This is a genomic window from Massilia sp. LXY-6 (genome assembly GCF_051233485.1).
Taxonomy (GTDB): Bacteria; Pseudomonadota; Gammaproteobacteria; order Burkholderiales; family Burkholderiaceae_D; genus Telluria.
On the sequence record NZ_JBKFGF010000051.1, the window covers coordinates 60,473 to 73,092 of the forward strand.

11 protein-coding genes and 1 tRNA gene are annotated in these 12,620 nt (G+C 67.1%); 5 read left to right on the top strand and 7 right to left on the bottom strand.

Translation table 11 applies throughout. The features are described 5' to 3' along the window. Positions 1 to 128 precede the first annotated feature (128 nt). From ACI48D_RS21315 to ACI48D_RS21325, 3 genes are read left to right on the top strand one after another with little or no spacing between them, the layout of a single operon-like run. Positions 129 to 4,154, top strand: coding sequence for a Pls/PosA family non-ribosomal peptide synthetase (locus ACI48D_RS21315; protein ID WP_435573256.1), 4,026 nt, complete (start codon positions 129 to 131; stop codon positions 4,152 to 4,154). 2 nt (positions 4,155 to 4,156) lie between these two features. Beyond that, complete coding sequence (locus ACI48D_RS21320) at positions 4,157 to 4,846, top strand: 4'-phosphopantetheinyl transferase superfamily protein (RefSeq protein WP_435573257.1); 690 nt, start codon at positions 4,157 to 4,159, stop codon at positions 4,844 to 4,846. A gap of 41 nt (positions 4,847 to 4,887) precedes the next feature. Beyond that, complete coding sequence (locus ACI48D_RS21325) at positions 4,888 to 6,147, top strand: metal-dependent hydrolase (protein WP_435573258.1); 1,260 nt, start codon at positions 4,888 to 4,890, stop codon at positions 6,145 to 6,147. Between the two features lie 99 nt (positions 6,148 to 6,246). Here ACI48D_RS21325 and ACI48D_RS21330 read toward each other — a convergent pair whose 3' ends face one another. From ACI48D_RS21330 to ACI48D_RS21350, 5 genes are all read right to left on the bottom strand, one after another. Continuing rightward, on the bottom strand, positions 6,247 to 7,851 hold the full coding sequence (locus ACI48D_RS21330) for a glycosyltransferase family 2 protein (RefSeq protein WP_435573259.1): 1,605 nt from the start codon (positions 7,849 to 7,851) through the stop codon (positions 6,247 to 6,249). A 2-nt stretch (positions 7,852 to 7,853) separates the two neighbouring features. Next, positions 7,854 to 8,081 carry a glycosyltransferase family 2 protein gene (locus ACI48D_RS21335; protein ID WP_435573260.1) on the bottom strand — a complete coding sequence of 76 codons (228 nt, stop codon included), beginning with the start codon at positions 8,079 to 8,081 and terminating at the stop codon, positions 7,854 to 7,856. A gap of 307 nt (positions 8,082 to 8,388) precedes the next feature. Beyond that, positions 8,389 to 8,459: transfer RNA gene (locus tag ACI48D_RS21340), tRNA-Cys, on the bottom strand. A gap of 44 nt (positions 8,460 to 8,503) precedes the next feature. Continuing rightward, positions 8,504 to 8,758 carry a hypothetical protein gene (locus tag ACI48D_RS21345; protein WP_435573261.1) on the bottom strand — a complete coding sequence of 85 codons (255 nt, stop codon included), beginning with the start codon at positions 8,756 to 8,758 and terminating at the stop codon, positions 8,504 to 8,506. 266 nt (positions 8,759 to 9,024) lie between these two features. Beyond that, complete coding sequence (locus ACI48D_RS21350) at positions 9,025 to 9,171, bottom strand: hypothetical protein (protein WP_435573288.1); 147 nt, start codon at positions 9,169 to 9,171, stop codon at positions 9,025 to 9,027. An 87-nt stretch (positions 9,172 to 9,258) separates the two neighbouring features. Here ACI48D_RS21350 and ACI48D_RS21355 point away from each other — a divergent pair, with 87 nt between their 5' ends. After that, the gene (locus ACI48D_RS21355) at positions 9,259 to 9,678 is read left to right on the top strand and encodes a prepilin-type N-terminal cleavage/methylation domain-containing protein (RefSeq protein ID WP_435573262.1); all 420 of its coding nucleotides are present in this window, start codon (positions 9,259 to 9,261) and stop codon (positions 9,676 to 9,678) included. Positions 9,679 to 9,713: 35 nt separating this feature from the next. Here ACI48D_RS21355 and ACI48D_RS21360 read toward each other — a convergent pair whose 3' ends face one another. Continuing rightward, on the bottom strand, positions 9,714 to 11,609 hold the full coding sequence (locus ACI48D_RS21360; protein WP_435573263.1) for a CocE/NonD family hydrolase: 1,896 nt from the start codon (positions 11,607 to 11,609) through the stop codon (positions 9,714 to 9,716). Between the two features lie 383 nt (positions 11,610 to 11,992). Between ACI48D_RS21360 and ACI48D_RS21365 the strand changes: the two genes are divergently transcribed. After that, complete coding sequence (locus tag ACI48D_RS21365; RefSeq protein ID WP_435573264.1) at positions 11,993 to 12,283, top strand: hypothetical protein; 291 nt, start codon at positions 11,993 to 11,995, stop codon at positions 12,281 to 12,283. A 99-nt stretch (positions 12,284 to 12,382) separates the two neighbouring features. On the opposite strand, the gene ACI48D_RS21370 is transcribed toward ACI48D_RS21365, so the two are convergent. Next, the gene (locus ACI48D_RS21370) at positions 12,383 to 12,616 is read right to left on the bottom strand and encodes a hypothetical protein (protein WP_435573265.1); all 234 of its coding nucleotides are present in this window, start codon (positions 12,614 to 12,616) and stop codon (positions 12,383 to 12,385) included. Between the last annotated feature and the right edge of the window lie 4 nt (positions 12,617 to 12,620).

Sequence of the window (12,620 nt, forward strand, 5' to 3'; positions counted from 1 at the left end):
GATCTACATCAATAATCGTCCTTGATGTACATCAAAAAAGGAGTCGCACCGCTGGGTAAGCCCAAAATGATGTACGCTGTACTCATGTGCTTGTTTAAGTTTATGTTTGCCCTCATCTGCCGCCGTTGATGAACGATATTTCCTCCCTGACACGGCATCCCGATGTGCTGTATGGCCCGCACCAGCCCGAGCTGCTGCGCGACGAAATCCTGGCCGACCTGCTGGAAGCGAGCGCCCGCCGCGCGCCCGGGCAGACCGCCCTGATCGCCGGCGAGCGCCGGCTCAGCTACCGCGAACTCGACGACCTGGCCAGCCTGGCCGGCTCGCGCCTGATCGAGGCCGGCATCCGGCCCGGCGACATCGTCGGCCTTTGGATGCCGCGCGGAATCGACCTGCTGATCATGCAGGCCGCCATCGCCAAGGCCGGTGCCGCCTGGCTGCCGGTCGACGAAGACACCCCGGTCGAGCGCCTGCTGGTCTGCATGGAGGACGCCGGCTCGCCGGCCCTGGTCAGCAGCGAACGCATGGGCGAGCGCCTGCATGGGGTGGACCGTCCGATCCATACCGCGGAAAGCCTGCTGGCGCCGGCGCCGGCCGGCTATGAACCGAAGCGCCGCGGCAAGGTCCCGGGCAACGCGCCCGCCTACGTCATCTACACCTCCGGCTCGACCGGCAAGCCGAAAGGCATCCTGATCGACCAGCGCAGCATCTGCCACTTCCTGCGCAGCGAGAACGAGGTACTGGGGGTGCGGGCCGACGATACCGTCTACCAAGGCTTCTCGGTCGCCTTCGACATGTCCTTCGAAGAAATCTGGATTTCCTACCTGGTCGGCGCCACCCTCTGGCTCGGCCCCAAGGAAACGGCCGGCGACCCGGAAGCGCTGCCGCGCCTGCTGGGAGAAAACGGCGTCACGGTACTGCACGCGGTGCCGACCCTGCTCGCGCTGTTCGCCGAGGACGTGCCGAGCCTGCGCATCATCAACCTGGGCGGCGAGATGTGCCCGGAAACCGTGGTCGAGCGCTTTTCGAAGCCCGGCCGCCAGATGTTCAACACCTATGGCCCGACCGAAGCCACGGTGTCGGCCAGCCTGGCGCGCCTCGAACCCGGCAAGCTGATCACGATCGGCAATCCGCTGCCGAACTACGGCCTGCTGGTCATCTCGACGGACCTTGACAAAGGCCTGCAGATCCTGCCGCGCGGCGACACCGGCGAGCTGTGCATCATCGGTCCGGGCCTGTCGAGCGGCTACCTCGGCCGCTCCGACCTCACCGCCGAAAAATTCCAGCCGAACCCCTGGGCCTCGGGCACCGACGACGCGCGCCTGTACCGCACCGGCGACCTGGCGCGCATCGAGCCGGACGGCCAGGTGGTCTGCCTGGGCCGCACCGACGACCAGGTCAAGATCCGCGGTTTCCGCGTCGAGCTGGGCGAGATCGAAGCCGTGCTGGCGCAGCAGGACGGCATCGGCACCACCGCGGTGCTCTTGCGCCGCGACGACGGCATCGACCGCCTGGTGGCCTACCTGGTGCCGGCGCTGGGCGCCACCGCCGGGCAGCTGGCCGCCGCCACGCTCCGCAAGGCCCTGGCCGGCCGCCTGCCGCCCTACATGGTGCCGAGCCGCTTCGAGATCCTGACCGTGATGCCGCGCCTGACCTCGGGCAAGATCGACCGCAAGGCCCTGAAGGCGATGGCCCTCAGCGCGCCGCTGCCGAGCGAGGCCTTCGACTCCGACGTGGCCGAGACCCCGGCCGAGGAAGCCCTGTTCGCCGCCCTCGCCCAGCTGTTCCCCGGCCAGCCGATCCGCCGCGAGCTGGATTTCTTCAGCGACCTGGGTGGCCACTCCTTCTTCGCCGCGCGCCTGGCCACGGCCCTGCGCAAGGATCCCGCCTTCGCCCACGTGACGGTGCGCGACATTTACCAGCACCGCCAGATCGGCGCGATCGCCTCCAGCCTCGACCAGGCGGCCGGCACCGCCCACGTCGAACAGGACTGGACACCACCTCCGGCCGGCCGGCGCTGGCTGTGCGGCCTGGCCCAGCTGGCTGCAGTGCCGGTGCTGGTGACCCTGCGCATGGCGCAGTGGCTGGCGCCCTTCTTCACCTACCACTTCATGACCGGCGACCCGGGCGACTCGCTGCCGCGCGCAGTCGCGGCCTCGATCGGCGTGTTCTTGCTCGCCACCGTCATGGAATTCGCGTTCGCCGCTGCCGGCAAGTGGCTGGTCGCGGGGAGACTCCAACCCGGCAGCTATCCGCTGTGGGGCGTGACCTATTACCGCTGGTGGCTGGCCGACCGCCTGGTCGAAGCCGCACCGACCTACCTGCTGGCCGGCTCCTCGCTGTACGGCTGGTGGCTGCGGATGCTGGGCGCGAAGGTCGGCAAGGACGTCGTGATCGGCTCGATGACCCTGCGCTCGCCCGACCTGCTGGAGATCGGCGACAACGTCAGCATCGGCAATGGCGTGAACTTCGAGAACGCGCGGGTCGAGCGCGGACGCCTGCTGCTGGGCCGGATCGCCCTGGAAGACGACGCCTGCGTCTCATCCTACGCGGTCCTGGAAGGAAACACCCGTGTCGGCCGGCGCGGCCACCTGGAAGGCCAGTCGGCGCTGGCGGATGGCGCGGCGGTTCCCGACGGCCGCGTGTGGGGCGGCTCGCCCGCGCGCGACGCCGGTGCCTTCGATCCGTCCACCCTGCCGCCGCGGCCGCGCGTCTCGCGCCCGCGCCTGGCGGGCGAGGCCCTGTTCTTCGTGTTCGGCATCCTGCTGGTGGCGACCCTGTTCTTCATGCCGGTGTTCCCCAGCTTCGTGCTGATCGACTGGTTCGACGAGCGCGGCACGCTGGCCTGGATGCAGGCCAACACCATCCAGGGCCAGCTGATCCGCTACTTCGTGCTGGCCCTGCCGGCCAGCGCGGTGCTGATCTTCCTGACCATGATCGTGTCGGCGGGGATCCGCTGGGGCTTCCTGCCGCGCATGCAACCCGGCCGCTCGGCCGTGCACAGCAACGCCTACTGCAAGAAGTGGCTGGTCAGCCACATCCAGGAATCGAGCCTGAACGTCCTGCACGGCATCTACGCGACCGTGTTCGCGCCCTTCTGGTACCGCCTGCTGGGCGCCAAGGTGGGACGCGACGCCGAGATCTCGACGGCGCTGGGCGTGGTGCCCGACATGCTGACCCTCGGCGACGAGACCTTCATCGCCGACGCCGTGATGCTGGGCGACGAGCAGATCGACGGCGGCTGGATGACGATGGAGCCGACCGTGGTCTCGAACCGTTCTTTCGTGGGCAACGGCAGCTACATCCCCGACGGCACCGTGCTGCCGGAAGGCGTGCTGGTGGGCGTGCACACCCACGCCCCGTCCAACGAGCGCATGACGGGCGGCGATACCTGGCTCGGCTCGCCGCCGATCCACCTGCCGGCGCGCGAGCAGGTCAGCGGCTATCCGGAACACCTGACCTACCGGCCGTCGATGGCGCGGCGCCTCGGGCGTACCCTGGTGGAGGCTTTCCGCATCGTCGCGCCGCACGCGGTGGTGATCGCGGTCGGCTACACCGTGGTGCTGGACCTGATGCCGCTGGCCGGCGCCGGCCGCTGGGGCGAAGTGATCTGGGACCTGGCCCTGGTCGGCCTGGCCTTCGGCATCGGGAACTATCTGTTCGTGCTGGCCTTCAAATGGCTGCTGCTGGGCCGCTACCAGAAGCGCGCGGAACCGATGTGGACGCCCTTCGTCTGGCTGTCCGAAGGCGTGACCAATATGTACGAGGGTATCGCCGTGCCCAATTTCATGCGCTACCTGCGCGGCACGCCGTGGCTGCCGCTGGCCTTCAACCTGCTCGGCTGCCGGATCGGCAAGGGCGTCTACATGGACACCACCGACATCACGGAATTCGACTGCGTGCATATCGGCGACCACAGCGAACTGAACGCCCTGTCCTGCCCGCAGACCCACCTGTTCGAAGACCGCGTGATGAAGATCGACCGGGTCGACATCGGCAGCAAGGTCTACATCGGACCGCGCAGCGCGGTGCTGTACAGCGCCAGGGTCGGCGACAACGCCCGCATCGGCCCGTTGACCCTGGTGATGAAGGGCGAGCACATTCCCGCGGCGACCGCCTGGAACGGCTTGCCGGCGGCGCCGCAGCGGGCCTGAAGATGATGGCCGGCGCCTCGCTTCCCGCCGCCGTTCCGGTCCAGTGGCGCCGGCTGGACGGCGGCGTGGCCGCCCCGGCCGCGCCTGATGGCCTGGGGTTTGATGCTCCGGCCACCTTTCGTCGGTTAGTTGCAAATTTCGAAGGCGGCGGCGAACTGGTCGTCATCGGCATCCAGGACCAGGCCGACCGCGACCTGGCACGCCGCGCGATCCGCGAGGCCATCGCGGCCGAACTCCTGCTGCTGAGCGGCCTGTCGCCGCAGCGGATCATCGTGCACACGCTGCGCGGCAAGGTCCCATGGGCCGAGCTCGGCTTCCCCGACGGCCCGCGCCGCACCTGGCTCGCCATCAGCCACGACGGCGCGCTGTCGGTCGCCGCGATCTCCCTGCACGGTCCGGTCGGCATCGATGTCACGCAGATCGCCGACCCGGCTGCCTTTCCGGATTGGGAACCGGTCGCGCGCGACTACCTCGGCCCCGACACCGCCGCGGCGCTGGCCGCGCTGCCGCCGGACGAGCGCCCGGCCGCCTTCGCGCGCGCCTGGAGCGAACGCGAGGCGCGCCTGAAATACCTGGGCCGCGAGCTGGTGGAATGGAGCGCAGACGGCGACCATGCGCTGGACGCCTGCCGCTGCCTGCCCTTGACCCTGCCGGAAGGCTACGCCGGCGTGCTGGCCCTGCCGCCGGCCTGAACCGCATCCTACCCAACTTGCAATCAGGGTAAGATTGCAGGATGGACAACCTCACCCACTCCGTCGTCGGCCTCGGGGTCGGCGCCCTGATCGACCGCACCCTCCCCGCCGAGCCGGACCCGGACAGCCGCCGCCTGCGCTCCCGCATGCTGCTCTTCATCGGCTGCCTGGCCAGCAATTTCCCCGACCTCGACCTGGTTCTCACGGGCCTGCTGGAGCCGCCGCTGGGCTATCTGCTGCACCACCGCGGCCACACACACACGCTGCTGGCCGCGATCGGCGAAGCTGCCCTGCTGCTGGCCCTGGTTTGGCTGCTGTGGCCGGCAGCGCGGCGCCTGTTGCGCGAGAGCCCGACCGCACGGCGCGGCGCCCTGCTGGCAGCCGCTGCGGGCCTGCTGCTGCACATCGGCATGGACAGCCTGAACGTCTACGGCGTGCATCCGTTTTGGCCATTCGACCCGAACTGGTTTTACGGCGACCTGGTGTTCATCGTCGAACCGGTATTCTGGATCGGCTTCGGGGTGCCGCTGGCAGCCATGGTGCGCAGCCGACCGCTGCGCTGGCTGTGGCTGGCCGTGATCGCCCTGGTACCGCTCGGCGCGGCGCTGCTCGGCTTCCTGCACTGGGCTTCGCTGGCCGGACTGCTGGGGCTCGGCTTGCTGCTGGCCTGGATCCAGCACCGCAACGATGAACACCATGGCGAAACCCGCTCCGAACGCGGACGCACGGCGCTCACGGCCGGGCTGGCCGCTTCGCTCGCCTTCGTCGGCCTGCAGGCCCTTGCCCTGCAGCAGGCGCGCGCCATCGTCGCGGCGGAACTGCATCGCATCGACGCGGGCGAGCGCCTGCTGGACACGGCGCTGTCGGCCTATCCCGCCAATCCGCTGTGCTGGTCGTTCGCCGCCGTGGCGCGCACCGGAGAACACGGCGCCGGCAGCGTCCACCTGCGGCGTGGCTTGCTGAGCGTCGCGCCCGGCATCCTCCCCGTGTCGCACTGCCCGGCGCGCGTCGCCGGGCCAGCGCTCGAGGATGCCCCGCCGCAGATCGCGTGGCAGGCCGAGGATCGCCAGCCGCTGGCGGTCCTGCGTGCCCAGGCCGCCGGCAACTGCCGCGTGAACGCCTGGCTGCGCTTCGCGCGTGTGCCGTCGCTGGCGGACGGCGTCGCCACCGACGTTCGCTGGGGCGAACCGGGCAGCCGCAACTTCTCGACCATGCCGCTGGCCGAAGCGGACGGCAAGCCCTGCCCGCATCCGGTGCCGGGATGGGGCTATCCGCGCGCCGACCTGCTGTGGGGACCTTGAGCGCTTAACAAAGCCCACATGGCGGCGTTGCGGCGGTCCGCCGCTGCGGCGATGCGTCGGCTGGCCGCCTCCCTTGCCCTGCGGATTTGTCGGGCGCTCCTAGCTGATCACCTCGCGGAAGAAGCCGAGCAGCGCCGGCACGTGGGTATCGAAGGCGAATAGCTCGCGCTGGCGCCACGTGTTGGCGCGCAGGCTGTCCACTCGTGCCGTCTCGCGCAGCTGGGCCGCCAGGTCCTCGATTTCGTCGTAGAACAGGCCGATATCGAGCCGCCGCACGAGCCCCTGGGCGGCGACGATCGCCCCCGGGTTGTCGCGCTGGATCATCGGCAGCCCGGCCGCCGCCAGCGTGGCGATCCGCGCCGGCAGGTTCAGGTCGTCCCAGTCGGCGCGCGCCAGTTCGCCGCCGTTGCGGCTGGCGAAGCAGTGCAGCCAGCCGGCGTCGTAGCGCGAGAATTCCTCGACCCAGCGGTCCTGCGCGACGTTCGCGTGCAGGTGCAGGTGACGCGGCGCCAGCGCCCGCACCCGGTCGATCCAGCCGCGCCACTGGCCCTGGGTGAAGTCGCCGTAGAAATGCAGGTGGATGCCGTGCCGGGCCAGCTCCTCCAGCGTGTGCGGGTGCAGGCCGATCGGGCGTCCGGGCACCACGGTGTGCACCTCGCCGTCCGTATCCGCCAGCCGCGCCGAGGCGGCGGCCTCGAACCAGTCGCGCTTGGGCAGGTCACCATCCAGCACCAGGCTGGGCGTGGAGGCACTCAGGCCGGGGCAGACGGTGTCGAACCAGTCGCGCATCTCGGCGCTGCAGAAGATCTGGCCGTCGGCATGGCGGTACAGCTCGAGCAGCTGGGGCCAGCTGCCCTTCTCCAGGCAGATGAACGGACCTTCCTTGAAATGCCAGACGAAGGGGATGCCCGGCGTGGCCCGCATGACCTCGTGCGCGAAGGGCACCGCCTGCCAGTTGAGCTGGGCGTAGATGAGGTCCGGGCGCAGCGCGCGGATGGCGGCGCGCCAGTCCTCGCACGGCAAATCCTGCACGTGGCCGAAAGGCAGCGGGCCGACCGTGTTGAACCAGCAGGGCTCGCGCATCCACAGGCCGTACAGCGCATGCCCCTGCTCTTCCAGCGCCAGCACGCGCTCGGCGTTGTAGGCGAGTTCGCCCACCAGCAGGATGCGCAGCCCATCCGGCGCGGCGGGCGTGGGCGGCCGCTCGCGGAACTGGCGGTACAGGCGCGCCTCGTCGATCGCATTGCCGATACTGGCATGGTAGCGCAGCGGCGTGCGCACGCGGTAACGCTGGCGGAACGGGTTGATGCCGCCGATCGGCTCGCGCATGGTCTTGTGGCGCTGGGCCGGATGGTCGACCCACTCGCAGCTGAGCTCGCCGGTACCGACGAAGGCGCCGAGCAGGCGCAGGCGCGACCAGAACAGGCGGTCCAGGTCGTCCGATTCGAGTTCGGCGCGCTCGATCCAGCGCATGTCGACGCGCCGGTGCATGCACTGCACTAGCTGCAGCCAGCCCTGCCCGGCTTCATCCGCGATCGCCCCCGGTGCGCTGCGGTTGTAATGGTGGCGCACGCCCGCATACGCCAGCACGGCCCCTGGAGCCGCGTCCAGCGCGCCCGCCAGCCGCTCCAGGTGGCAGGGGTAGATCACGTCGTCGCTGGGCAAGTAGGCCACCAGCTTGGCGCCGGCCTGATCGAGCGCCACATTCAGCGCCCGCCCAGCCCCTCGTTGTGCGGCAGGCGCAGGTAGCGGATGCGGGCGTCTTCGAGGAAGGGCGCGGCGGCCTGCCAGGTGGCGTCGCGCGAGCCGTCGTCGACGATCACCGCCTCCCACTCGCCGAGCGTCTGGGCCTGCAGGCTGGCCAGGGCGCGCGGCAGGAAATGCGCCTGCTCGAAGCTCGGCATCAGGACGCTGATGCGGGGCACTGGCGGCATGCTGGTCTCCTACTCATCCTGGATAAGGATTCCCAGCTTACGAGCCCGGAAGCCCGCAGCTTTGCGCCGCCTCATTCGTGCGCGGCAGGCACACATTTGACGAATGGGCTTATCCAGCACGATTGCGGGCATCACTTAGCGCTGGACGGCAGCGCGCCCAGCGTAGCGGCCGGCCGCTTTAGCGGGCCCGGCACGGTGGGCGCAATCGCGTCGCGTGGCATGGCATGGACTGGAATAGTCAGTGGTATCGACGCGGGATAAAAAATAGCCCACGCGGCGGTGGGCTATTCAAAAGGGGATGTGTTGAAGGCGAGGACAGGAATCGAACCTGTCTACGCGGCTTTGCAAGCCGCTGCATAACCTCTTTGCTACCTCGCCGAAGACAATCGTAGCTCTACGGGAGAAGCGGGCCATGCGGCAGCTCAAGCAATGAAAGGCCAGGCGAGGATGCGCTTCATGTGCAGCACCGAGCGCGCGGCCAGGTAGCCGAACGCGAAGCTGAATGCGAGCAGGCAGCCGGCGTTGCCCAGGACGGCGAGCCAGAAACCGGCGACGGTGGCAAAGGCCACCCCGACCATCAGCCAGAGTTCGATGCTGAGGAAGAAAGGCGCCGCTGCGCGCAAGGCCTGCAGCACGAGCGCGCCGGCTTGTTTGATGGTCTTGATCTCTTGATCCATGATGTGTTCGCTATCGAAAGGGGAACCAGAAATGCAAAATCGCCGGCTGGCGGCGATTTTGTTCGTGCATCCTGGATTGCTGGCCGTATTTTACCATCGGCATCAATGACGCAGGGCCGCATCACCACGGCTGCGCGGCTTGCCGGCGGAGCCGCCGCAAGTTAGGGTGATGAAGCATCACGAACAGCGCCAAATTGACACCGGCCAGCCCGGAGCGTACCCGGGTGTCTCCTTGCTCCACGGTCCGCCGTCACCCACCTCAGGCATTAATGGACGAATCCGAGGTAGATGCCGAGCTGGGCCGCCAGCGCGACCGGGCCGCCGAATCCGAGCGTTCCCAGGCGCAGCATGTAGAACACCAGCTGCGACAGGCAAGCGCGCGCCGACCAGCCCGACAATTGTCTAAAATGCATCGGAATAGTGACTTTTGATGTTCCTTATCGCACGGGGCGCGATAGCGCACATTCGCGCCCCGCTTGCCTTTCGTCCGGAGCGATGTCATGCGCATGTCGAAACGCCAGGGCGGTTTTACGCTCCTGGAGACCACCGCTGTGATCGCAATCGTCGGCACGCTGTCGGCCCTTGCGTTGCCGAGCTATGTCGACATGATGCGCAGTGCGCGCGTCGCCAAGATGGAAGTGGCGCACGACGCCGTGATCAAGTCGGCGCAGGTGTATCACATGAAGTGGATGCTGGCCGGTTCGCCGGCGAGGGCGACCGTCCTCGATAACGTGCAGATGAACGAGTCAGGTTATCCGACCAGCGCCGGCATCCTCATCGCCGCAGGGCTAGCGGATCACTACGACACCCGGGTGGCCGGCGTCATCGCCGTCGATCCGCAACATCCGAATTGCCGCCTCGTGTACGCACCCGATACCGGAACCAGCGTCATCAACGACGCCGATGGCTCGAACTGCTGAGCTGAGATCGGCATGTCGGCATGTCGGCAGTGTGGCTAGCGCAACACCGGCAACTCGATATAGCTGGCCGCATCGGGGCCATGGTACACGGCGTTGTCGGCGACGACGCCCTCCTTTTCACTCTCGTTCGGCCCCCCGGTGTTCAGGTTGCGGACGAATTTCGGGAAATTGGACGAGCTCACCTCGACGCGGATGCGGTGGCCCACGCCGAACTGGATGGCGGTCGCGATCGGCGTCGGGTGGATGGTCACCACCTCGCCCGGCGTCATCAAGGCGGGCTTGTCGTAGCCCTTGCGGTAGCGGGCGCGGAAGATCGTGTCGCCGACGATCCAGGCCGTGCCGTCCGGCGCGACGTCGACCAGCTTGACCGCGAAGTCCGTATCCCTGGCGCTCGACGACACCTTCAGCACGGCGTCGACGAAGCCGGCCACGTCGACCGGCCTGGTGAGCGGATCGCTGCTGTAGACCAGCACGTCGCCACGCGCCTCGACCTGGCGCTGGTCGAAGGCACCCGGCACTACCACGCCGCCGTTGCAGCAATCGCCGCCGCCGATCGTCTGCACCGGATTCATCGGATCGTAGCGATAGCGGTCCGGCGCTTCGCCCGCCGGCGGCGCCTCGGCTGCCAGGCGGCCGTCGCCGTTCAGGGTGTTCGCGTTCCCTTTCGAGCGCAGATAGAGCCGCATCGGCTGCGCGTTCTCGGGCGGCCACTGGGCCGCGCTTTGCCAGCGGTTCGCACCCATCATGTAGTAGCGCACATGCGGCGTGGCGGCCGGGAAGGCCTTGCGCTCGCCCTTCAGCCAGCGGTCGAACCAGCCGTAGACGGCAGCGTCGACGTCGAAGCTGGTGTCGCCCATGGCGCGTTCGCCGACCACCGTGTCGGGTCCGAGACGCGCGTACTGGCAATGCGGGACCGGCGCCACCACCGCATACTGGTTCGCGCTGGCCTCCTTGTCGGTATTCGCCGCACGCGCCGCATTGAACAGTTCGAGATTCGGTCCGATCGAGACGTCGTACCAGCTGTTGAACCAGAGCGCGGGCACGCCCCAGCCCATGCCTTCGTGATACAAGCCGCCCTGGTGCCAGGCCGGATCGGCGGGCGTGCGCTTGATAAATTGCTCGAAGGTGGACGGCGGTTCGCCGAGCGAGCTCAGCATCTGGTCGACCGGCAGGTGCTTGATCTGCTTGTTCCAGTCGACCTTGGGCTTGGTCGCATCCAGGTCGTTGTAGGCCTCGATGCGGGCACGCAGCGTTTCGTCGGTCAGGGAGGCCGGCAGCTCCGCACGCAGCGGGTTCTCGACGCCGTACAGCCAGACAAAGAACAGGTTGCGCGGTACCCCGCCCGTGTACCAGTTGCCTTGCTCCTGAAAACGCCCCACTTTGCCGATACCGGCGCCGGCCGACATCGGCACCATGGCCGCGTGCGCCGGGTGGTTCATCGCGGCCAGTGCCAGTTGCCATTCGGCCGAGGACGAGCAGCCGAGCGTGCCGACCTTGCCGTTCGACCAGGCTTGCTGCGCGATCCAGCTCAAGGTGTCGTAGCCGTCGGTCTGCGGGTGGCCGAGGATCTCCCATTTACCCTGCGAAAAATAGCGCCCGCGTTCGTTCTGGACGATGAACACATAGCCGCGCTTGACCGATTCGAGGACATAGCGCAGGGTTCCGCCGCGCAGCTTGTGCTCGTTGTACGGCGTCTTCCAGAAGATGGTAGGGAGCGGACCCTTCGCGTTTTTCGGCGTGTAGACATCGGTCGACAACGCAAGGCCATCGCGCATCGGCACCATCACGCCAAGCCGGGCTGCCACCGTGCGGGCCAGCTCCTTGTCCAGCGCCTCCTGACTGTACTTCGAATAGTCCTGCGCCAGGACCAGGGTCGAGGCATCGGATGCGATCAGGGCAATGGCAACGAAACTGGCGATCAGGCGTTTCAAGTCGGCTCCTTCGACGGGATGATTGCGGTTTGCTAAGCGAACTCAAGCATACCGCATTCCCTTGCCTGTTGGGCAAGATCGACTTGTGCCGAGGAGAAGAGAGGCAATCCAATCGCGCGCTGCGCGGGCCTTGATCAGATCGTCCGCGAACAGGCCTCGAGCAAGTTTGCAAGTCACTCGATGTCTCTGCGCGTCTGCTCGCGCAGCGCGACAATCCGAATTGATGATGGCGCGACGACGCGGTCCGCCGGGCCGACGTGCTTTCGCTCATCAATTATCACAACATTAATTTTTCGTAAGGTCACAAGTATGTGGATATTCGATATAAATATGGCACTCAGCACCATGTAGCATGAACGCTTTACGTAGCCTGCATCAAAACAATGCGAGTAATAAAAGCCGGCGCGATGCCGATATCCATATTCCTGTCCGTGCCACTGCTCGGTTTACCGATCATGCTGGCCATCTGCGTCGAATTTCTGTGCACCGGGCTCACCCGCTCGAACAGCCCGGTATCGGATATTCTCACACTCCTTGGCTTTCTCGCCGCGTACTTTGTTGCGCTCGCCCTGCTTTTCCTTTCATTTAGCGCCGAGAATTGTCTACTTTGGTGCTTCGCTTCGTGGCCGATGAATTACGTCTTCTGCCAGCTGGCGCTCAGGCCGATGGAATAACGGCAGCTCAATATTTTATGCGTATTGCATGCACTATTCCAGACACTGGCAGCTGACGCGATATCAGCACGAGAAATGCAGGATCGGAGGATCCTGCCGCTAGAAGGTCGGAGCAGTTTCGGTCAACGGCGCGTTGAGCTTGGCCAGGTTGTCTGCGCTCAGGGTCTCGTACTTTGGCACGTTCGCAACGGACTGGTAGCCCGGCGTGCTGCCCACGGTGTGGGCGACGCCCACCTCATCTGTTTTCGCCGCATCCGGGTCGCGTAGCATGCCGACAGCTGCAATGGCGACCGCTGCAATAACAAATGTTGCTTTGTATGTTGAAGATTTCATTTCT

What these genes read in the sequence shown, in the direction of transcription:
- ACI48D_RS21335 (WP_435573260.1), bottom strand. Translation starts at nt 8,081, where the DNA reads ATGCCGCCAGTGCCCCGCATCAGCGTCCTGATGCCGAGCTTCGAGCAG.
- ACI48D_RS21315 (WP_435573256.1), top strand. Translation starts at nt 129, where the DNA reads ATGAACGATATTTCCTCCCTGACACGGCATCCCGATGTGCTGTATGGC.
- ACI48D_RS21320 (WP_435573257.1), top strand. Translation starts at nt 4,157, where the DNA reads ATGATGGCCGGCGCCTCGCTTCCCGCCGCCGTTCCGGTCCAGTGGCGC.
- ACI48D_RS21370 (WP_435573265.1), bottom strand. Translation starts at nt 12,616, where the DNA reads ATGAAATCTTCAACATACAAAGCAACATTTGTTATTGCAGCGGTCGCC.
- ACI48D_RS21325 (WP_435573258.1), top strand. Translation starts at nt 4,888, where the DNA reads ATGGACAACCTCACCCACTCCGTCGTCGGCCTCGGGGTCGGCGCCCTG.
- ACI48D_RS21350 (WP_435573288.1), bottom strand. Translation starts at nt 9,171, where the DNA reads ATGCATTTTAGACAATTGTCGGGCTGGTCGGCGCGCGCTTGCCTGTCG.
- ACI48D_RS21365 (WP_435573264.1), top strand. Translation starts at nt 11,993, where the DNA reads ATGCGAGTAATAAAAGCCGGCGCGATGCCGATATCCATATTCCTGTCC.
- ACI48D_RS21355 (WP_435573262.1), top strand. Translation starts at nt 9,259, where the DNA reads ATGCGCATGTCGAAACGCCAGGGCGGTTTTACGCTCCTGGAGACCACC.
- ACI48D_RS21345 (WP_435573261.1), bottom strand. Translation starts at nt 8,758, where the DNA reads ATGGATCAAGAGATCAAGACCATCAAACAAGCCGGCGCGCTCGTGCTG.